Source organism: Streptomyces sp. NPDC014656 (genome assembly GCF_043084305.1).
In the GTDB taxonomy this organism is placed as follows: Bacteria; Actinomycetota; Actinomycetes; order Streptomycetales; family Streptomycetaceae; genus Streptomyces.
Genome location: NZ_JBIBZN010000001.1, coordinates 213,348 through 231,613 on the forward strand (window position 1 = coordinate 213,348; position 18,266 = coordinate 231,613).

Here is an 18,266-nt window from a genome sequence, read left to right on the forward strand (position 1 = left end):
CCCTACCAGGAGAGCCGATGACCCAGGAACCCGCTTCCCCGCGGAGCGAGACGCGGATCGACACCAGCAAGCCGCACCCGGCGCGGATGTACGACTGGTTCCTGGGCGGCAAGGACAACTACCCCGTCGACGAGGAGATGGCCCGCCAGCTCCTCACCGTCGACGCCCGCGGCCGGGACATGGCCCGGGTCAACCGCGCCTTCATGCACCGCGCCATCCGCTGGCTCAGCGCCCAGGGCGTCCGCCAGTACCTGGACGTCGGCACCGGGATCCCGACCGAGCCCAACCTGCACCAGATCGCGCAGGCGGCGGCGCCGGACTCCCGGATCGTCTACTGCGACAACGACCCGATCGTGCTCGCGCACGCGGCCGCCCTGCTGCGCTCGACCCCCGAGGGGGCCACCGAGTACATCCAGGCGGACGCCCGCGACCCGGAGACCATCCTCGAAAGGGCCGGAAAGGTCCTTGACTTCGACCAGCCCATCGCGCTGTCGATGCTGGCCCTGCTCCACTTCCTGGGGGACGAGGACGGCGCGCAGTCCATCGTCTCCCGGCTCGTCGACCAGCTCGCGCCCGGCAGCTACCTGGTCCTCTCGCACGTCACCGGGGACTTCGACCCCGAGGGCGCGGCGAAGGCCGTCGGCATGTACAAGGCCCGCGGCCTGACCCTGCGGCCCCGCACCCGCGACGAGCTCGCCGCCTTCTTCGACGGTCTGGAGCTCGTCGAGCCCGGGGTGACGCTCACCGCCGAGTGGCACCCCGAACTGGGCGAGCCGGTGCCGGTCCAGGGCGACGGCCCCATCCCGGGCTGGGCCGCCGTGGCCCGCAAGCCCTGACCGCACGCACCCGTCGACGGGGGGAGGGCCGGCGGGCCCTCCCCCCGTCGACGTTTCACGCCCGCAGGTACGCGAGCCCCGGGTGCGCGGCCGCGTAGCCGTCGAGCAGCCGGCGGGCCACGCCCACCGAGTCCACCAGCGGGTGCAGCGCGAAGGCCTTCACCGCCGTCGCCCGCGCACCGCTCTCCGCCGCCGCCAGCACCTCCCGCTCCACCGCCTTCACCGCCGACACCAGCCCCATGGCGTGGTACGGCAGCGGGTCCACCGCCACCGGACGGGCGCCGCCCGCGTCCACCAGGCACGGCACCTCGACCACCGCGTCCGCGTCGAGGCCCGGCAGCGTGGTGCCGTTGCGGACGTTCAGGATGAGCGTGGCCCGCTCGCCGCGCGCGATCGCCCGCATCAGCGCGAGCGCCACCCTCTCGTAGCCGCCGGGCTCCAGGTCCTCCACCGACCGCTCCCCGGCCCCGGCCGCCTCCCGGTTGTGCGCCATGTACGTCGCCTCGCGGTCGGCGAGCGTGCGGTGCCAGGCGTCCAGGGCGCGGGTCCCCGGCTTCGCCGCCTCCGCGTAGAAGCCGGCCTGCTGGTCCAGGAGGTACGCGCCCCGGGTCTTCGCGGCGCCCCGGTAGGAGGCGACCGCCTCCCGGTTGAAGTAGTAATAGTGCAGGTACTCGTTGGGGACCGCGCCCAGCGACCGCAGCCACTCGGTGCCGAAGAGCCTGCCCTCCTCGAAGGAGCCCAGCAGGGACTCGTCCGCCAGGAGCCGCGGCAGCTCGTCCCGGCCGTCCACCCGCAGCCCGCGCAGCCAGCCCAGGTGGTTGAGGCCCGCGTAGTCGATCCACACCCGGCCCGGGTCCGCGCCGAGGACCCGGGCGACCCGGCGGCCGAGGCCCACCGGGGAGTCGCAGATGCCGACGACCCGGTCGCCGAGGATCCGGGACATCGCCTCCGTCACCAACCCGGCCGGGTTGGTGAAGTTGATGACCCAGGCGTCGGGGGCGAGCGCGGCGATCCGGCGGGCGAGGGCGACGGCGACCGGCACGGTCCGCAGGCCGTACGCGATCCCGCCCGCGCCCACCGTCTCCTGGCCGAGCACCCCCTCGGCCAGCGCCACCCGCTCGTCGGCGGCCCGGCCCTCCAGGCCGCCGACCCGGATCGCGGAGAAGACGAAGTCCGCCCCGCGCAGGGCCTCGTCGAGGTCGGTGGTGGCCGTCACGGCGGGCGCGTCGGGCACCCCCTCGGCCTGTTCGGCGAGGACCCGGGCGACGGCCGTCAGCCGGCCGGAGTCCAGGTCGTGCAGGGTGACGTGGGTGATCCGCCCCTCGGCGTGGTCGCCGAGCAGCGCGCCGTACACCAGCGGCACCCGGAATCCGCCGCCTCCGAGAATCGTCAGTCGCATGTCCCGTACGCTACTCGGCCGCCCCCGCCGGACGGCCCGGACCGGCCCCGGTGTCCACGCCGCCGTCCGCATCCCGGGCGGGCGGCGCCGGGAGAGAATGGCCGCATGTCCCGACGCAAGCCCCGCCCCCGCAAGCCCGTGCCCGCCCCGGCCGTCACCGCCGACACGCCCTGCCCCTGCGGGCTCGACGCCGCGTACGGCGTCTGCTGCGGGCGCTTCCACGCCGGTACGGCCGCCGCTCCCACCGCCGCGCTCCTGATGCGCTCCCGCTACGCCGCCTTCGTCGTCGGGGACACGTCCTACCTGCTGCGCACCTGGGCCCCCGGGACCCGTCCCGGCACCCTCGACCTGGACCCGGGCACGCGGTGGACGGGGCTGGAGATCGAGGCCGCCACCGACGGCACCGCCTTCCACCAGCAGGGCACCGTCACCTTCACCGCCCGCTACGTCCACGCCGGCGAACCCGGCTCGCTCCACGAGCACAGCCGCTTCACCCGCCACGACGGCGCCTGGGTCTACGTCGACGGTGACTTCCCCGACGCCTGACCCCCGGCGCCCGACCGGGCGCCGACCCGGCGCCTGACTCCCGGCGCCCGTCCCGGCCCCGGCGCCGCCCCGTTCAGCGGCCGGCCGGCACCGGGCTCTTCTTCGCGCCGCCCGTCGGCAGGCCCGCGGAGAGGTCCTCCGCCACGGCCTTCTTCGCGATGGCGTCGGCGGCGGCGCGGAGCTCGGGGCCGCTGGGCCGGCCGCGCTCCCGCTCCAGGCGGTCGGCGAGCCAGTCGCCCCAGGCGCGGGTGATGACCTCCGCCTCGCGGGCGCCGGCCGGCGTGTGGGAGAGCAGGTTGCCGTCCCGGGTGAGGAAGCCCTCGTCGACCATCCGGTCGAAGGTCGGGAAGATCACCTCGGGCGGCAGCCGCCGGCTCGCCGCGATCAGTCCGAGGCTCGCGTGCCCGACCGTCCGGGTGTGCAGCTCCACCTGCATGACCGCCCAGGCGCCGGCCGTGTCGAGGCGGGTGTCGGAGTCGGCGACGATCCGGCGGGCGGTGTCCATGTCCATCCGGCGCAGCAGACGTCCCACGGCGAGTTCGAGGAGCTTCGCCGAGTCGCCGCTGCCGGTGGGGGAGGCGAAGCCCTCGCCCATGTCGGGGGCGGCCTCCCGGACCGAGTCGCGCAGCTTCACCTGCTTGAGGAACAGGGCGACGACGAAGCCGACGACGGCGACCGGCACGGTCCACAGGAAGACGGTGTGCAGGGTCTCGGCGTAGGCCCGCACGATCGGGTCGGCGACGCCGCCGGGCAGGGCGTGGAGGCCGGCCGGGCTCTGCGCGGCCTTCGCGACCGTCTCCGGGGGGATGCCGACCGGCCCGCCGAGGACGGACGCCTCGGCGACCCCGGTGGTGAGGTTGGGCTTCAGGGAGTTGGCGTAGATGGTGCCGAAGACGGCGGTGCCGAAGGAGCTGCCCAGCGTACGGAAGAAGGTGACGCCGGAGGTGGCGGTGCCGAGGTCGGCGTAGTCGACGGTGTTCTGCACGGCGATCGTCAGGACCTGCATGCACAGGCCGATGCCGACGCCGAGCACGAACATGTACAGCGACTCCAGCCAGGTGCCGGTGTTCTCGTCCATCAGCGAGAGCAGATAGAGGCCGAGGCCCATGACGGCGCAGCCGATGATGGGGAAGATCCGGTAGTGCCCGGTCTTGCTGACCACGTTGCCGCTGTAGATCGAGGCGATGAGGAGGCCGACGACCATCGGCAGCGTCCGGATGCCGGAGACCGTGGCCGAGTCGCCGTCCACGTACTGGAGGTACGTCGGCAGGAAGGTCATCGCGCCGAGCATCGCGAAGCCGACGACGAAGCTCAGCACCGAGCAGACCGTGAAGACCGGATTGCGGAACAGCCGCATGGGCAGCATGGGTTCGGCCGCCCGGGCCTCCACCCAGCAGAAGAGGCCGAGGGCGACGAGGCCGCCGGCGAAGAGCCCGATGATGACGCCGGAGCCCCACGCGTACTCGTTGCCGCCCCAGCTGGTGGCCAGGATCAGGGCGCTGGAGCCGATCGCGACCAGCGCGATGCCCAGGTAGTCGATGACGGGCCGGCTGGCCGAGCGGACCGAGGGGATCGTCCGGGCGGCGGCGATGACCACGAGGATCGCGATCGGCACGTTGACGTAGAACGCCCAGCGCCAGCTGGCGTGGTCGGTGAACAGGCCGCCGAGCAGCGGCCCGATGACCGTCGAGACGCCGAACACGGCGCCGATCGCGCCCTGGTACTTGCCGCGTTCGCGCAGCGGGATCACGTCGGCGATCAGCGCCATCGAGGTGACCATGAGCCCGCCGGCGCCGACGCCCTGGAGGCCGCGCCAGACGATCAGCAGCGTCATGTTGGTGGCGAGGCCGCAGAGGAAGGAGCCGGTGATGAAGACGATCGCGGAGATCTGGAAGATCAGCTTGCGGCCGAAGAGGTCGCCGAACTTGCCGACCAGGACCGTCGCCACGGTCTCCGCGAGCAGGTAGGAGGTGACGACCCACGACATGTGGGCGGCGCCGCCGAGGTCCGAGACGATCGTGGGCAGGGCGGTGCCCACGATCGTCTGGTCGAGCGCGGCCAGGAGCACACCGAGCATGATCGTGCCGAAGACGATGTTGCGGCGGCGGCCGTCGAGCGGAGCGGGCGCGGCCGGGGCCGCCGGGCTTGCGTCGGTGGTCGTGGTCACCCTCGCAGCGTCACACCGCGCCGCCCCCGCTGCCCGTGGGATGCGGCCGAACGGGCGAGGGCCCCGGGGGTGTGCCGGCGGCGGTCCCGGGGGCGTGCCGGTCGGGTCCCGGGGTGCCGTCGACGACGGCCCCGGAGGCCCGCCGCCGGCCGGTCCCGGCGCCCTGCCGGCGAGGGCCTCAGGGGCGCACCGGCAGGGTCGGGTGGTGCCTGGCCAGGATCTTGTTGGCCCGGGCGAGCGCGGACAGCGCGTGCTCGCGGTCGGCCCGGTCCTCCGCGCAGAGCGGCCCGCGGAAGCGGTAGACCTCGCGCGCCGCGCAGTCCGCCTCGATCTCCGCCTGGAGGACGTGCGCGGGCAGACAGGAGCCGATGAGGGCGGCCACGCGGTCGGGGATCGGGACGGGCACGAGGGGAGAGGGCGAGGCGATCACGGGTCAGTCCTAGCGGTTCGTGGGGGCGGACGGGAAGGGCTCTCACCTCCATACGTACCGGATGGCGGGAGCGGTTCCGGCACGGTTCCGGCGCCGGTGCGTCACGGGGGCGCCCGGCCGGCCCCGGACGCGCGGGCGCACCTCTCCCGGGCCGCCCCGCCCCGGTGATCGCGCGCACCGGCGTTCTCGCAGGTACGGGGCGTGGCGGCGGTCCGGGGGCGCGCCCGGTGCCCGCGCGCCGCCGCCGCGGACGGGCGGCGGCGGGGCCGGGCGGGCGCCGCGCAAGCCCCTGGACGGCACTCCCGGTGTGAAGGAAATCACGTGGCGCCAAGGCGCCGGGACCGGGAAGATCGTCGGCCCGTCCGGTCAGCCCAGCACGTCCGCCAGGTCGTACGAGACGGGCTCGTCGAGCTGGGCGTAACCGCACGACTCCGGGGTGCGGTCCGGGCGCCAGCGCTTGAACCGCGCGGTGTGCCGGAAGCGGTCGCCCTCCATGTGGTCGTAGCCGACCTCGCACACCCGCTCCGGCCGCAGTGCCACCCACGACCGGTCCTTCCCGCCCGACCAGCGGTTGGGCGCGCCCGGCAGCCGGGCCTCCGCGTGGGCGGCCTCCTCGGCCCAGGCCGCCCACGGGTGTCCGTCGGCCGGGTCCGTCCGCAGCGGCTCCAGCTCCCCGACCAGCTCGGCCCGGCGTCCGGCGGTGAAGGCGGCGCAGACGCCGACGTGCTGGAGGGCGCCCCGGTCGTCGTACAGGCCGAGGAGGAGCGAGCCGACGACGGGGCCGCTCTTGTGGAGGCGGTATCCGGCCACGACGACGTCGGCGGTGCGCTCGTGCTTGATCTTGTACATCAGCCGGGCGTCCGGCCGGTAGGGCAGGTCGAGCGGTTTGGCGACCACCCCGTCGAGCCCGGCCCCCTCGTACCGCTCGAACCAGCGCGCGGCCAGCTCCGGGTCCCGGGTCGCGGAGGCGAGGTGCAGCGGGGCGCCGGCGCCGGCCAGCGCCTGCTCCAGGGCCGCGCGCCGCTCGGACAGCGGGACGTCGAGGAGGGAGTCGTCGCCGAGGGCGAGCAGGTCGAAGGCGACGAAGCGGGCCGGGGTGGTCTCCGCGAGCATCCGGACCCGGGAGCCGGCCGGATGGATCCGCTCGGCGAGCCGGTCGAAGTCGAGCCGCCCGCCGTGCTCGACGACGATCTCGCCGTCGACCACGCACCGGTGGGGCAGCCGCTCTCCGAGCGCCGCGACGAGTTCGGGGAAGTAGCGGGTGAGGGGCTTGCCGGTGCGGCTGCCGATGACCAGCTCGGGGCCGTCGCGGTGGACGACCGCCCGGAAGCCGTCCCACTTGGCCTCGTACTGCATCCCGGGCGGGATCTTCTTCACGGCCCTGGCCAGCATCGGCTTCACGGGCGGCATCACCGGCAGATCCATGGGTCGATTGTCCGGTATGCGGCATCCGCGGGCGAGCCCTAGGGTGGCGCTCATGGCAGGCAGGACGGCAGCGGTGGAACTCGACGCGGGCGGCCGCACCGTCCGCGTCTCCAGCCCGGACAAGGTCTACTTCCCGGAGCCCGGCTACACCAAGCTCGACGTGGTGAGCTACTACCTCGCCGTGGGCGAGGGCATCACCCGCGCCCTGCGGGACCGGCCCACGACCCTGGAGCGGTACCCCGACGGGGTGACGGGGGAGTCCTTCTTCCAGAAGCGGGCCCCGAAGCACCTGCCGGACTGGATCCCCACCGCGCGCGTCACCTTCCCCGGCGGGCGCCCGGCCGACGAGCTGTGCCCCACCGAGCCGGCCGCCGTGCTCTGGGCCGCCAACCTCGGCGCCGTCACCTTCCACCCCTGGCCGGTGCGGCGCGCGGACACCGACCGTCCCGACGAGCTCCGCCTCGACCTCGACCCGCAGCCCGGCACCGGCTACGCGGACGCCGTCCGGGCCGCCCACGAGCTGCGGGCCGTCCTCGGCGAGCACGGGCTGCGCGGCTGGCCCAAGACCTCCGGCGGGCGGGGCCTGCACGTCTTCGTCCCGATCCGCCCCGACTGGACCTTCGTCGAGGTCCGGCGGGCCGCCATCGCCTGCGGGCGGGAGCTGGAGCGGCGGATGCCGGACCGGGTCACCACGAGCTGGTGGAAGGAGGAGCGCGGCGAGCGGATCTTCGTCGACTACAACCAGGCGGCCCGCGACCGCACGATCGCCTCCGCCTACTCGGTCCGCCCGCGCCCGCACGCCCCCGTCTCCGCCCCGCTGCGCTGGGAGGAGATCGACGACGCCGTGCCGGAGGACTTCGACATCCGCACCATGCCGACCCGCTACGCCGAGCTGGGCGACGTGCACGCGGACATGGACGACGAGCGCTTCGGCCTGGAGCCGCTGCTCGAACTGGCCCGGCGCGACGAGGCCGAGCGCGGCCTCGGGGACCTGCCCTATCCGCCGGAGTACCCGAAGATGCCCGGCGAACCGAAGCGGGTCCGGCCGAGCCGGGAGAAGAAGGCGGACGGGAACGGTCCCGGCCCGGCCGACGAGCCGCGTTGATCGGACGTTGACGGTGTGTTTAGCGCCCCGCGCCAGAGTGGAGCCATGCAGACCGACACCGACGTCCTGACCTTCCCGGCCCCCCGTCCCGCCGCCGACCTCGCCTGGCGCGAGGACGCGCTGTGCGCCCAGGCCGGACCGGAGTTCTTCTTCCCCGCCCCGGGCTCCTCGACCCGCGAGGCCAAGCAGCTCTGCGGCGCCTGCGAGGGGCGCGTCGCCTGCCTGGAGTACGCCCTCGCGCACGACGAGCGGTTCGGCGTGTGGGGCGGGCTCTCGGAGAAGGAGCGGCTCCGGCTGCGGCGCGGCGGCCGGGGCTGACGGCCCCGGCGGCCGTACGCGCGGATCCGCCGGGGCGGTGCGGGTCAGCCCGCGGCGCGGGCGGCCATCCGGGCCTTGCGGGCGGCGAGCTTCTCGTCGAACTTCGACGCCTCCGCGTCCAGCCCGTTCATGTACAGGCCCAGCTCCTCCTGGGCGCGCAGCCCGTCGGGGCCGAGACCGGAGATCTCCAGGACCTTCAGGTGCCGCAGCACCGGCTCCAGGACGTCGTCGTGGTGGATGCGCATGTTGTAGATCTCGCCGATCGCCATCTGCGCGGCGGCCCGCTCGAAGCCGGGGATGCCGTGGCCCGGCATCCGGAAGCCGACGACCACGTCCCGCACGGCCTGCATGGCCAGGTCGGGGGCGAGCTCCAGCGCGGCCTTCAGCAGGTTGCGGTAGAAGATCATGTGCAGGTTCTCGTCGAGCGCGATGCGGGCGAGCATCCGGTCGCAGACGGGATCGCCGGACTGGTGGCCGGTGTTGCGGTGCGAGATGCGGGTGGCGAGCTCCTGGAAGGAGACGTACGCCACGGAGTGCAGCATCGAGTGGCGGTTGTCCGACTCGAAGCCCTCGCTCATGTGCGCCATCCGGAACTGCTCCAGCTTGTCCGGGTCGACGGCGCGGGAGGCGAGCAGGTAGTCGCGCATGACGATGCCGTGGCGGCCCTCCTCGGCGGTCCAGCGGTGCACCCAGGTGCCCCAGGCGCCGTCGCGGCCGAAGAGGCTGGCGATCTCGTGGTGGTAGCTCGGCAGGTTGTCCTCGGTCAGGAGGTTGACCACGAGCGCGGTCTTCCCTATGTCCGTGACCTTGGAGTGCGAGGGGTCCCAGGCATCCCCGTCCTCGAAGAAGCCCGGGAAGTTCCGGGCGTCCGACCACGGCACGTACTCGTGCGGCATCCAGTCCTTGGCGACCTTGAGGTGCCGGTTGAGCTCCTTCTCCACCACCTCTTCCAGCGCGTACAGCAAGCGGGCGTCGGTCCACCCTGCCGAGCTGTCGAGGTGGGGAGAGGTGAGCGTCACGGGAACTCCTGGGGACGGAGAAAGGGCAAACGGAACTACCTACGCACTCGTAGGTTACGAGACCGTAGGTTAAGGCTCCGTAAGGCGGCGACCAAGTCCCTCTTGAGGCTTGTCCGGCTACGTTCCGTTATGTGCGCAGCTCGCGCCGGGCAAAAGAGACGCAGGTCACGTCGCCGGTGGTCACCCGTGAACAACTGATCGGCTACTCAGAGCAGATGATCGGCCGCGCCGGACTTCACCGCGGAGATCAGCGCGCGCAGCGCCTCCACCGAGTCGCTGACGTACTCCCCGGGGGCGAGGGTCGAGCCGATGTAGGCCCGGCCGGCGTCGTCGAGGCCGAAGCGGAAGCAGTTGGCCCCCTCGCTGCAGAAGGCGTCGCCCCAGGCGATGTCGGCGCGCGAGGCGGTGGCGGGGGAGGGGGAGGCGGTGACGTCCATGATGGGGGTCCTTCACAGGTCCTGGGCTATCGAGCGGATGAACGCGCGGGAGTCGGTGGGGGACAGGGCGAGTCCGCGCAGCCGTTCCAGCAGCCCCTGGTACCGGCGCAGCTTCATGTCGGAGTCGAGGAGCGTCGAGCCGTGCGAGGAGTCGAGCTGCACGGTGTCGAGCTGGGGCACGGGCGCGGACACATAGGTGAACGACTGTCCCGCTCCGGGGAAACCCCCCGCGGCGAACGGGATGACCCGCACCGTGACGGTGGGCCGCTCGGACTGGTCCAGGATGTGCTCCAGCTGGGCGCGGGCGACCTCGGGGCCGCCGAACTGCATGCGCAGCGCCGCCTCGTGGATCACCGCCTCGTACGGCACCGGCCGGTCCAGGGTTTCCTGGCGGCGCAGCCGCAGGGCGAGCCGGGCCTCCAGGTCGGGGCGGGGGAGCGGGGGGACGGCGGTGTCGAAGACCGCCCGGGCCTGCTCCTCGGTCTGTAGCAGTCCCGGGACGTGGGTCGTCACGGCGGTGGCCAACTCGGCGGCGTGGTGCTCGAGTTCGGCGATGTCGAGGAGGGCGGGCGGCAGGAGCCCGCGGTGCTCCTCCCACCAGCCGCGGTCCCGTTCCTGCGCCATGGCGGCGAGCAGCTCGACCAGGCCGGTGTCGGGGCAGCCGTAGTTGAAGGCCAGGGTGCGCACCCGCTCGGGGCTGATGCCGAAGCGGCCGGACTCCACGTTGGGGATCCGGGTGCGGTCGACTCCCAGGAGCGCGGCGGCCTGCTGGGCCGACATCCCCGACTGTTCGCGCAGTTTGCGCAGTTCCGCGCCGAGCCGCTGCTGGCGCGCGGTGGGGCTGCTCCTGGGTGGCACGTCGTTCTCCCTCGTCCTGCGGGCGGCCCCCTGCCGTCCCCTTCCCGCGCCGTCGATCGCCCTTTGTCCGGAAACGGCGCCACTACGTGCAAGTAGTAGCACTGTGCTCCGCTTCTGCGCTACGGTCGGTAGCGCAAGTCTCACACGGGGCGACCAACGCCGTGTGCAGAGCACCCCCATGTACAGGAAATGTGAGCAATCCGATGAAGGGCGCCCTGCGTTGCCTTCCGGCCGCCGTTCCGGCGGCCGAGCCCATACCCCCCGCCACGGAGAACCTCAGCTACTCGATGCTGTTCCCCGGCGGCGCCTACTGCGCGGGCCTCGCCCGCCAGGCCGTCCACGGCCTCCTCTCCCGCCACGGCCTCGCCGAACTCCGCGAGACCGCCTCCCTCGCCGCCTCCGAACTCGTCGCCGCCGCCTACCGGTTCACCCCCGACCGCGAGATGGTGCTGCGCGTCCGCTGGCAGTACGACGCCCTGCGGATCGTCGTCTACGACCAGCATCCCGCCCACCGCGCGCCGGAGGACGCCGAGCGCTGCCGCGACCGCCGCAGCCGCAGCATGTGGCTGCTGGCCGCGGCGGTCGAGGAACGCGGCGGGGACTGGGGCCTGGCCCCCGCCCTCACTCCCGAAGGCGGCACCAAGTCCTGGGCGTTACTGCACCGTTGATCCCACCGCCATCCGGAGCTCCTCCGCCGACGTCGGCCGCAGGCGGCCGTCGAGGAGCAGCCGGCCGGTGAGCCCCAGCGAATCCAGGAACGTCAGGTCGTGACTGGCCACGACCAGCGCCCCCTCGTACGCGTGGAGAGCCGCAGTCAGTCTCCGCACCGACGCCATGTCCAGGTTGTTCGTCGGTTCGTCCAGCAACAGCAGCTGCGGAGCGGGCTCCGCCAGCAGCAGCGCCGCGAGCGCCGCCCGGAACCGCTCCCCGCCCGAGAGGGTGCCCGCGAGCCGGTCCGCCCGGGCCCCGCGGAACAGGAACCGCGCGAGCCGGGCCCTGATCGCGTTCCCCGACGCCGCGGGCGCGAAGCGGGCCACGTTCTCCACGACGCTGAGCCCGTCGTCCAGGATGTCGAGCCGCTGCGGCAGGAAGCGGAGCGGCACCAGCGTCTCCACCTCCCCGGACACCGGCTCCAGTTCCCCGGCGAGCGTCCTCAGCAGCGTCGTCTTGCCCGCGCCGTTGCGGCCCACCAGCGCGATCCGCTCCGGACCCCGCAGCTCGAAAGCGCCCTCGACCCGCGCCCCGTACCGAAGCTCCAGGTCCCGCAGCCGCAGCACCTCCCGCCCCGGCGGCACCGAGGTGCGCGGCAGTTCGACGCGGATCTCGTCCTCGTCCCGCACCGCCTCCACCGCTCCGTCCAGCCGCTCCCGCGCCCGGGCCAGCCGGTCCGCGTGCAGGTTCCGGTGCTTGCCCGCCGACACCTGCGCCGCGCCCCGCCGGGTGTGGGCCACCACCTTCGGCACCGCCTTGTTCTCGAAGCTCTTCTGCGCGTACCGCCTGCGGCGGGCCAACTTCATCTGGGCGTCGGACAGTTCGCGCCGCTGCCGCTGGACGTCCGCCTCGGCGACCCGCACCATCCGCTCCGCCGCCTCCTGTTCGGCGGCGAGCGCCTCCTCGTAGGCCGAGTAGGGCCCGCCGTACCAGCTCACGCCGCCCTCGTGGAGGTCGGCGATCCGGTCGACCCGCTCCAGGAGCTCCCGGTCGTGGCTGACCACCACCAGCACCCCGGACCAGCTCTCCACCGCCGCGTACAGGCGCGAACGGGCGTACAGATCAAGGTTGTTGGTGGGCTCGTCGAGCAGCAGCACGTCCGGCCGGGCCAGCAGCAGCGCGGCGAGCCGCAGCAGCACCGACTCGCCGCCGGACAACTCGCCGACCGTGCGGTCCAGGCCGACGGAGCCGAGGCCGAGCTGGTCGAGCGCGGCCCGGGCCCGCTCCTCCACGTCCCAGTCGTCGCCGATCACGGCGAAGTGCTCCTCGGCCGCGTCGCCCGCCTCGACGGCGTGCAGCGCCGCCCGTTTCCGGTCGATCCCGAGGACCGCGTCGACCCGCAGGGCGGTGTCCAGGACCAGGTTCTGCGGCAGGTGTCCGATCTCGCCGGAGGCCGTCACCGAGCCGGCGGCGGGCGTGAGTTCCCCGGCGAGGAGCCGGAGCAGGGTGGACTTCCCCGAACCGTTCGTGCCGACCAGGCCGGTGCGGCCCGGCCCGACCGTCACCCCGAGGTCGTCGAAGACCCCGGTGCCGTCGGGCCAGGAGAAGGAGAGCGAGGTGGCGGAGAGAAAGACGGGCTGATGTGACACGAGTGCCTCCGGTGCCGCGAGCACGGTGTGAGCGTGGGTGGGGTGCGACGCGTGAGACACCGGGGCGCGGGCAGCGTGGGGAACGGCTCGTCCACCGAGGTCGAGAACGGCGCGCACGGCACGGGGGCCACGCGCGGCACGGTGTCTCGGGACCTCAGATGAACAACGTTCCTTCTCCGATCGGGAGGCGATCCGGTCCCGTCGACCGTAGGGCCCGCCCGGAGGGGAGGCAAACGGTTTACGGCGGCCCGGGGGCCGCCGAGGGGCCGGCCGGTCCTACGGCAGGCCGCCCAGCAGTTCGGCCAGGTCCCGGTCCCAGTCGAGGTACTGGTGCTCGCGCCCGGCCGGCACCAGGTGCTGCGAGCGCTCCAGGAAGCGGCGCAGCTCCGAGGTGCGCACATGGACCACGGCCACGCCCTCGGGGGCGTGGAACTCGACGACCGTGCGGTCGTAGCCGTACGGCCGGAGCCGTACGTCCCCGTCGCCCGCGGGCCGCTCGACCCCCTGCACCAGCAGCTCCCGGGCGAAGGCCCAGGAGACCTCGACGCCCTCCAGGGTCGCCGGCGGCGGGAAGGCCATGCTGACCGCGTACGGATCCTCGCGGTCGTAGCGAAGGGTGGCGGGGACGGTCTCCATCCGGGGGGCGGAAGCGACCATACGGGCCTGGACGGGCTGCTCGATCACGGCGGACACGGCAAACTCCTCTCGCGCGGTTGCGATCCTGAGCGTCTCCCCGACACCAGGGCACCTGACACCCGTGAAGACGAGCGGAACCGCCGGAACGTGCACTCACTTCCTACGTGAGGTGCGTCACCGCAGGACGAAAGGGACGGCCGAACGGGCTGCCGCGGGCCTCACCGGCGGTCCCCGGCCACGTCGTCGGCGTCCTCGTCCGGCCGCGCGCAGGGCCCCGAGTGGTCGCAGTACGGCTGGTTTCCCGAGGCGCCGCAGCCGCAGAGCACGGCCCGCGTCTCGCGCCTGACCCCCCGCTCTCCGGGACCAGCAGGTCGCCGCGGACCACCAGCTGCCCGGAGGGCGAGCGGCGCACGGTGGTGGGGACGTCCGGCTCCTCGGCCGCGCCGCCCTCCGCCGGGCGGTACCGGAGCGCGCCCGAGGGACAGCGCCGGATCACCTCGGCGACCCGCTCCGGCGCGGCGCCGTCCGGCAGCACCCACGGACGGCGGGACAGGTCGAAGACCTCGGGCAGACCGTGGACGCACTCGGCCGCGTGCAGACAGCGGCGCGGCTCGAACGTCACGGTGATGCCCTCGCCGTCGTACTCCTTGAGCCGCGGCTTCCCGGCGAGCGGGGACTCCGCGCCCGTCCGGTCCGTTCCCTCGGTCATGCGCCCAGCCTAGGAACGCCCCGGGCGTCCCGCACCCCGGCGGGCCGGGGCGGGACGCCCTCTGGACGGGCCCGGGCCGCCGCCGCTAGCTTCCGGCGCCATGACACCTGTGCGAAAGATGCGAACGACGCGACGCACGATGACGAGGGGAAGAGCGGGGCGGGCGGGACTGACGGGACTGCTGGGGGCGGCGCTGGCGCTGACCCTCGCGGCCCCCGCGCGGGCCGGGGCGATCCCCACGGCCCCCGCGGCCCCCACGACCTCCGCGGCCACGGCGGCCTCCGCGACCGCCACGGGCCCCGCCGCCCCGGCCCCCGCCGCCGCTTCGGCCCCCGCGACCGGGGCCGGCTGGCGGCTCACCCCCACCGGGACCGACGTCCGCTTCCGGGGCCTGGCGGCGGTGGACCACCGCACCGCCTGGGCCGCCGGCTCCCGGGGAACCGTCCTGCGCACCACCGACGCCGGCCGCAGCTGGCACGACGTCTCGCCGCCCGGCGGGGAGGGCCTGGAGCTCCGCGACGTCGAGGCCCTCGACGCCCGCCGGGCCGTCGTCCTCGCGATCGGCGAGGGAGAGGCGTCCCGCCTGCTGCGCACCGAGGACGGCGGCGCCACCTGGACCGAGGCCTTCCGCAACACCGACCCGCGGGCCTTCTACGACTGCGTGACCTTCCTCGACCGCCGCCACGGCCTCGCCCTGAGCGACCCGGTCGACGGGAGGTTCCGGATCCTGTCCACCCGCGACGGCGGCCGGACCTGGGAGGTCCTGCCGGACGCCGGCATGCCGGCCGCCCTGCCCGGCGAGGCCGGCTTCGCCGCGAGCGGGCAGTGTCTGGTGACGGCGGACCGGGGGCCGGGGAAGGACGTCTGGTTCGCGACCGGCGGCGGCGCCACCGCCCGGGTCTTCCACTCCGCCGACGGGGGCCGCGCCTGGACCGTCACCGACAGCCCGGTCCCGGGCGGCGACCCGGCCCGGGGCGTCTTCGGACTCGCCTTCCGCGACCGCGACCACGGTCTCGCGGTCGGCGGCGACTACCGCGCCGGGCAGCCCTCGCCGCGGGCCGCCGCCGTCACCGCCGACGGCGGGCGCGACTGGACCCCCGCCGGGACGCCCCCGCCCGCGTACCGCTCCGGCGTCGCCTGGCTCCCGCACGCCGGGACCGCCGCCCTCGCCGTCGGCCCGACCGGCACCGACCTCACCCGCGACGGCGGCCGCACCTGGCGGACCGTGGACACCGGCTCGTACGACACCGTGGACTGCGCCCCGGACGGCGGCTGCTGGGCCTCGGGCGAGAAGGGCAGGATCGCGCGGCTCGCCCGCCGCTGAGCCCTCGCGGGGTCAGGCCGGCGGCTGCTCGCGGTAGCCGGCCAGGCCCTCGACGGTCTTCGACGGGTAGAACTCGGTGATCCGGTACGCGCACACGCCCTCGGAGCTGAAGGGGTCGGCCGCGGCGATCCGCTCGATCGCGGCCCGGTCGACCCCGGCGGCCAGGATCACCCCGCCGTCCCGCGGGTTCTTCCGCCCGGACGCGAGGAACACCCCGGCGGCGTACTGCGCGTCGAGCCAGGCGATGTGCGCGTCCATGAGGGCGTCCGCCCGCTCGACGGGCGCGGTGTAGGTCAATTCCATTACGAACATGCGTGCAAGGCTATCGGCGGGGCCCGCCGGGACGATCAGCCCCCGAGGGTCTCGGCGGCGGTCTCGAAGCGGTGCGCGGCGGGCTTCAGCACCTCGTACAGGTACCCGAAGTAGGAGGTCTCCGCCGTGCCCGTGAGCACGGCGTGGAGGAAGGCCGCGCAGCCCGGGCCGTGGCGCTCCCAGAGCGGGCCGCGCCCCTCGTTGTAGAGGACCGGCCACTCCTCGGGCGGGCTGCCGGGCCGCACCAGCCAGTACAGGAACGCCCCCGAGCCCTCCTCGAACGCCCACGGCACCACCCGCGCGCCGGGCTCCTCCAGTTCCTCCGGCCGCTCCTCGCCGACGTCGTCCCACAACGAAACCAGGATCTCGTCCCGTTCGGCCGCCTGAGCGAGCAGCGCGCAGTCGGCGCGCGGCGACTCCGGGGCGAGCAGCCACACCGTCGAGCTGAAGATCCCCGCGCCGTACGTCTCCACCAGCAGTTTGTAGTCGGCGGGGAGCGGCACCCCGAGGGCGCCCTCCACCTCCGCCCAGTCCACGGCGGGCGGAGGCTCGGCGGGCGGCGGGCAGAGGCGTACGAGGTCGTCGATCGCGGTCACGGCGGGACGGTACCCCAGGCCGCCCGCCGTAGGGTGACCGGCATGGAGATCATCGGGGTTCCGGCGGACTGGCCCGCCGACGAGGCGGCGGCGCTGGCCGTCCAGCACGCGCTGCGCGGACGGCTCGTGCTCGACGAGGACGGGCCGCCGGCGGGGGAGGGACACGTCACCGGACTCGACGTGGCCTACGACGACGAGCGCGACCTGGTCGCCGCCGCGGCCGTGGTGCTCGACGCCGCGACGCTGGAGGTGGTCGAGGAGGCCACCGCCGTGGGCCGGGTCTCCTTCCCCTACGTGCCCGGGCTGTTGGCCTTCCGGGAGATCCCCACCGTGCTCGCCGCCCTGGACGCGCTCGCCGCCGACCCGGGCCTCCTGGTCTGCGACGGCTACGGCCTCGCCCACCCGCGCCGGTTCGGTCTCGCCGCCCACCTCGGCGTGCTCACCGGCCGCGCCTCGATCGGCGTCGCCAAGAACCCCTTCACCTTCTCGTACGAGCAACCCGGCCCCGAGCGCGGCGACTTCGCGCCGCTCCTCGCCCAGGAGGGGGAGGTCGGACGGGCGTTGCGCACCCGGCCCGGCGTCAAGCCCGTCTTCGTCTCCGTCGGGCACCGGATCTCCCTCGGCAACGCCTGCGCGCACACCCTCGCGCTCACCCCGCGCTACCGGATCCCCGAGACCACCCGGCGCGCCGACGCGCTCTGCCGGCGGGCGCTCGCCGAGGCGCGCGGCTGAGTAGCGGCTGAGTAGCCGTACGGATGCCGGTTGTCAGACCCGCACGGCACAGTGGCCTCCATGACCTCCCCCGTCACCACGGGCCCCCGCCGCCGCTCCGGCGGCCGCGCGCTGCCCGCCGCCCTCGCCGTCGCCGCGCTCTGTGCGCTCGCCTGGACCTGCGGCATCCTGTACGTGCTCGCCGACTGGACCACCGGGTGAGCGGGCGGCTGCGCTGCGTCGTGCTCGACTGCCCCGACGCCTTCGGACTCGCCCGGTTCTACCGGGAGTTGCTGGGCGGCGAGGTCGACGCCCCCGATCCGGGGCTCGCCGTCGGCGCCGGCTCCGCCGTGCTGCGCGACGGGCACGGACCCGTCCTCGCCTTCCAGGAGGTGGCCGACCACCGGCCGCCCGTCTGGGGCGCCCCCGAGCAGCAGTTCCTGCTGGACATCCGGGTGCCGGACCCGGCCGCCGCCCACGGGGCCGTGCTCGCCCTCGGAGCCGTGCCGCTGAGCGACGCGGGCGGGGCCGACGGCGCGCCGCTGTGGCGGGTCTACGCCGATCCGGCCGGGCACCCCTTCCGGCTCATGGGGCCCTGAAGCCCGTCCCCGTCCCGGCTTTGACCGGCGCGCGCGATGGGCAGGATGAGCGGATGGACCTGCACACCACTTCCCGACGGCTCGTCTCCTCCGGCTCGCCGCTCGAACCGGAGATCGGCTTTTCCCGCGCGGTACGGCACGGCCCGTACGTCTCCGTCGCCGGCACGGCCCCGATCGCGCCCGACGGCACCACCACCGCGCCCGGTGACGTCTACGCCCAGACCGTGCGCTGTCTCGACATCGCCGAGGCCGCCCTCCGCGAGGCGGGCGCCCGCCTCGCGGACGTCGTCCGCACCCGCGTCATGCTCACCGACGCCACCACCTGGCGGGAGGCCGCCAGGGCCCACGGGGAGCGGTTCGCCGGGGTCCGTCCCGCCTGCACCTTCGTCGAGGTGTCCCGGTTCATCGACCCCGCGTGGCTGGTCGAGATCGAGATCGACGCGATCGTGGACGACCGCACCGCCCCCGCCGACATGATCGGCTGGTGAGCCGGTAGCCGGTAGCCGGTAGCCGGTAGCCGGTAGCCGGTAGCCGGTGAG

The 18,266-nt window shown here is 74.5% G+C and carries 21 protein-coding genes and 1 pseudogene; 10 read left to right on the forward strand and 12 right to left on the reverse strand.

The features are described from left to right. Window positions 1-17: 17 nt before the first annotated feature. On the forward strand, window positions 18-836 hold the full coding sequence (locus tag ACF1ED_RS01065) for an SAM-dependent methyltransferase (RefSeq protein WP_391756258.1): 819 nt from the start codon (window positions 18-20) through the stop codon (window positions 834-836). A 55-nt stretch (window positions 837-891) separates the two neighbouring features. On the opposite strand, the gene ACF1ED_RS01070 is transcribed toward ACF1ED_RS01065, so the two are convergent. After that, on the reverse strand, window positions 892-2,235 hold the full coding sequence (locus tag ACF1ED_RS01070; protein WP_391756259.1) for a 6-phospho-beta-glucosidase: 1,344 nt from the start codon (window positions 2,233-2,235) through the stop codon (window positions 892-894). A 105-nt stretch (window positions 2,236-2,340) separates the two neighbouring features. Here ACF1ED_RS01070 and ACF1ED_RS01075 point away from each other — a divergent pair, with 105 nt between their 5' ends. Continuing rightward, window positions 2,341-2,781 carry a YchJ family protein gene (locus ACF1ED_RS01075; protein WP_391756260.1) on the forward strand — a complete coding sequence of 147 codons (441 nt, stop codon included), beginning with the start codon at window positions 2,341-2,343 and terminating at the stop codon, window positions 2,779-2,781. 73 nt (window positions 2,782-2,854) lie between these two features. Here the strand turns inward: ACF1ED_RS01075 and ACF1ED_RS01080 are convergent, their stop codons facing one another. The 3 genes from ACF1ED_RS01080 to ACF1ED_RS01090 all read right to left on the reverse strand — a co-directional run bounded on the left by ACF1ED_RS01080 (window position 2,855) and on the right by ACF1ED_RS01090 (window position 6,803). Next, window positions 2,855-4,948 carry an MDR family MFS transporter gene (locus tag ACF1ED_RS01080; RefSeq protein ID WP_391756261.1) on the reverse strand — a complete coding sequence of 698 codons (2,094 nt, stop codon included), beginning with the start codon at window positions 4,946-4,948 and terminating at the stop codon, window positions 2,855-2,857. Window positions 4,949-5,126: 178 nt separating this feature from the next. Then, on the reverse strand, window positions 5,127-5,375 hold the full coding sequence (locus ACF1ED_RS01085) for a hypothetical protein (RefSeq protein ID WP_386483009.1): 249 nt from the start codon (window positions 5,373-5,375) through the stop codon (window positions 5,127-5,129). Between the two features lie 369 nt (window positions 5,376-5,744). Then, window positions 5,745-6,803, reverse strand: coding sequence for an ATP-dependent DNA ligase (locus ACF1ED_RS01090; protein WP_391756262.1), 1,059 nt, complete (start codon window positions 6,801-6,803; stop codon window positions 5,745-5,747). Window positions 6,804-6,855: 52 nt separating this feature from the next. On the opposite strand from ACF1ED_RS01090, the gene ligD reads away from it, so the two are divergent. Together ligD and ACF1ED_RS01100 are read left to right on the forward strand one after the other, a co-directional pair. After that, complete coding sequence (gene ligD, locus ACF1ED_RS01095; RefSeq protein ID WP_391756263.1) at window positions 6,856-7,908, forward strand: non-homologous end-joining DNA ligase; 1,053 nt, start codon at window positions 6,856-6,858, stop codon at window positions 7,906-7,908. A gap of 45 nt (window positions 7,909-7,953) precedes the next feature. Further along, entirely contained in the window at window positions 7,954-8,226 is a 273-nt protein-coding gene (locus ACF1ED_RS01100) for a WhiB family transcriptional regulator (protein WP_391756264.1), read from the forward strand. A 44-nt stretch (window positions 8,227-8,270) separates the two neighbouring features. Here ACF1ED_RS01100 and ACF1ED_RS01105 read toward each other — a convergent pair whose 3' ends face one another. From ACF1ED_RS01105 to ACF1ED_RS01115, 3 genes are all read right to left on the reverse strand, one after another. Then, entirely contained in the window at window positions 8,271-9,245 is a 975-nt protein-coding gene (locus ACF1ED_RS01105) for an acyl-ACP desaturase (RefSeq protein WP_391756265.1), read from the reverse strand. Window positions 9,246-9,451: 206 nt separating this feature from the next. Further along, window positions 9,452-9,682, reverse strand: a complete 231-nt coding sequence (locus ACF1ED_RS01110; RefSeq protein WP_391756266.1) for a hypothetical protein — start codon at window positions 9,680-9,682, stop codon at window positions 9,452-9,454. Window positions 9,683-9,694: 12 nt separating this feature from the next. Then, complete coding sequence (locus tag ACF1ED_RS01115; protein ID WP_391756267.1) at window positions 9,695-10,540, reverse strand: helix-turn-helix domain-containing protein; 846 nt, start codon at window positions 10,538-10,540, stop codon at window positions 9,695-9,697. A gap of 191 nt (window positions 10,541-10,731) precedes the next feature. Here ACF1ED_RS01115 and ACF1ED_RS01120 point away from each other — a divergent pair, with 191 nt between their 5' ends. After that, on the forward strand, window positions 10,732-11,208 hold the full coding sequence (locus tag ACF1ED_RS01120; protein WP_391756268.1) for an ATP-binding protein: 477 nt from the start codon (window positions 10,732-10,734) through the stop codon (window positions 11,206-11,208). On the opposite strand, the gene ACF1ED_RS01125 is transcribed toward ACF1ED_RS01120, so the two are convergent. The 3 genes and pseudogenes from ACF1ED_RS01125 to ACF1ED_RS01135 all read right to left on the reverse strand — a co-directional run bounded on the left by ACF1ED_RS01125 (window position 11,194) and on the right by ACF1ED_RS01135 (window position 14,185). Further along, entirely contained in the window at window positions 11,194-12,840 is a 1,647-nt protein-coding gene (locus ACF1ED_RS01125; RefSeq protein WP_391756269.1) for an ABC-F family ATP-binding cassette domain-containing protein, read from the reverse strand. The genes ACF1ED_RS01120 and ACF1ED_RS01125 overlap by 15 nt on opposite strands. 276 nt (window positions 12,841-13,116) lie before the next feature. After that, the gene (locus ACF1ED_RS01130) at window positions 13,117-13,533 is read right to left on the reverse strand and encodes an SsgA family sporulation/cell division regulator (protein WP_391756270.1); all 417 of its coding nucleotides are present in this window, start codon (window positions 13,531-13,533) and stop codon (window positions 13,117-13,119) included. A gap of 161 nt (window positions 13,534-13,694) precedes the next feature. Next, window positions 13,695-14,185: pseudogene (locus tag ACF1ED_RS01135) on the reverse strand ((4Fe-4S)-binding protein). Window positions 14,186-14,324: 139 nt separating this feature from the next. Here ACF1ED_RS01135 and ACF1ED_RS01140 point away from each other — a divergent pair. Continuing rightward, the gene (locus ACF1ED_RS01140) at window positions 14,325-15,509 is read left to right on the forward strand and encodes a WD40/YVTN/BNR-like repeat-containing protein (RefSeq protein ID WP_391756271.1); all 1,185 of its coding nucleotides are present in this window, start codon (window positions 14,325-14,327) and stop codon (window positions 15,507-15,509) included. A 12-nt stretch (window positions 15,510-15,521) separates the two neighbouring features. Here ACF1ED_RS01140 and ACF1ED_RS01145 read toward each other — a convergent pair whose 3' ends face one another. Then, window positions 15,522-15,821, reverse strand: coding sequence for a YciI family protein (locus ACF1ED_RS01145; RefSeq protein ID WP_391756272.1), 300 nt, complete (start codon window positions 15,819-15,821; stop codon window positions 15,522-15,524). 35 nt (window positions 15,822-15,856) lie between these two features. Next, window positions 15,857-16,417 (reverse strand): SMI1/KNR4 family protein, encoded by a 561-nt coding sequence (locus ACF1ED_RS01150; protein ID WP_391756273.1) that lies wholly within the window; start codon window positions 16,415-16,417, stop codon window positions 15,857-15,859. 42 nt (window positions 16,418-16,459) lie between these two features. Between ACF1ED_RS01150 and ACF1ED_RS01155 the strand changes: the two genes are divergently transcribed. From ACF1ED_RS01155 to ACF1ED_RS01170, 4 genes are read left to right on the forward strand one after another with little or no spacing between them, the layout of a single operon-like run. After that, window positions 16,460-17,149: an endonuclease V gene (locus ACF1ED_RS01155; protein WP_391756274.1), complete on the forward strand. Its 690-nt coding sequence runs from the start codon at window positions 16,460-16,462 to the stop codon at window positions 17,147-17,149. Between the two features lie 60 nt (window positions 17,150-17,209). Continuing rightward, entirely contained in the window at window positions 17,210-17,350 is a 141-nt protein-coding gene (gene mmpA / locus ACF1ED_RS01160) for a morphogenic membrane protein MmpA (RefSeq protein WP_391756275.1), read from the forward strand. Further along, window positions 17,347-17,727 (forward strand): VOC family protein, encoded by a 381-nt coding sequence (locus tag ACF1ED_RS01165; protein ID WP_391756276.1) that lies wholly within the window; start codon window positions 17,347-17,349, stop codon window positions 17,725-17,727. The genes mmpA and ACF1ED_RS01165 overlap by 4 nt, the downstream gene beginning before the upstream one ends. Window positions 17,728-17,780: 53 nt before the next feature. Beyond that, window positions 17,781-18,215, forward strand: a complete 435-nt coding sequence (locus ACF1ED_RS01170; protein WP_391756277.1) for a RidA family protein — start codon at window positions 17,781-17,783, stop codon at window positions 18,213-18,215. Window positions 18,216-18,266 lie beyond the last annotated feature (51 nt).

Excerpts from the sequence above, each read along its gene's own strand:
- ACF1ED_RS01070 (WP_391756259.1), bottom strand. The coding sequence starts at position 2,235 with ATGCGACTGACGATTCTCGGAGGCGGCGGATTCCGGGTGCCGCTGGTG.
- mmpA (WP_391756275.1), top strand. The coding sequence starts at position 17,210 with ATGACCTCCCCCGTCACCACGGGCCCCCGCCGCCGCTCCGGCGGCCGC.
- ACF1ED_RS01145 (WP_391756272.1), bottom strand. The coding sequence starts at position 15,821 with ATGTTCGTAATGGAATTGACCTACACCGCGCCCGTCGAGCGGGCGGAC.
- ACF1ED_RS01065 (WP_391756258.1), top strand. The coding sequence starts at position 18 with ATGACCCAGGAACCCGCTTCCCCGCGGAGCGAGACGCGGATCGACACC.
- ACF1ED_RS01090 (WP_391756262.1), bottom strand. The coding sequence starts at position 6,803 with ATGGATCTGCCGGTGATGCCGCCCGTGAAGCCGATGCTGGCCAGGGCC.
- ACF1ED_RS01075 (WP_391756260.1), top strand. The coding sequence starts at position 2,341 with ATGTCCCGACGCAAGCCCCGCCCCCGCAAGCCCGTGCCCGCCCCGGCC.
- ACF1ED_RS01155 (WP_391756274.1), top strand. The coding sequence starts at position 16,460 with ATGGAGATCATCGGGGTTCCGGCGGACTGGCCCGCCGACGAGGCGGCG.
- ACF1ED_RS01170 (WP_391756277.1), top strand. The coding sequence starts at position 17,781 with ATGGACCTGCACACCACTTCCCGACGGCTCGTCTCCTCCGGCTCGCCG.
- ACF1ED_RS01100 (WP_391756264.1), top strand. The coding sequence starts at position 7,954 with ATGCAGACCGACACCGACGTCCTGACCTTCCCGGCCCCCCGTCCCGCC.
- ligD (WP_391756263.1), top strand. The coding sequence starts at position 6,856 with ATGGCAGGCAGGACGGCAGCGGTGGAACTCGACGCGGGCGGCCGCACC.
- ACF1ED_RS01140 (WP_391756271.1), top strand. The coding sequence starts at position 14,325 with ATGACGAGGGGAAGAGCGGGGCGGGCGGGACTGACGGGACTGCTGGGG.
- ACF1ED_RS01110 (WP_391756266.1), bottom strand. The coding sequence starts at position 9,682 with ATGGACGTCACCGCCTCCCCCTCCCCCGCCACCGCCTCGCGCGCCGAC.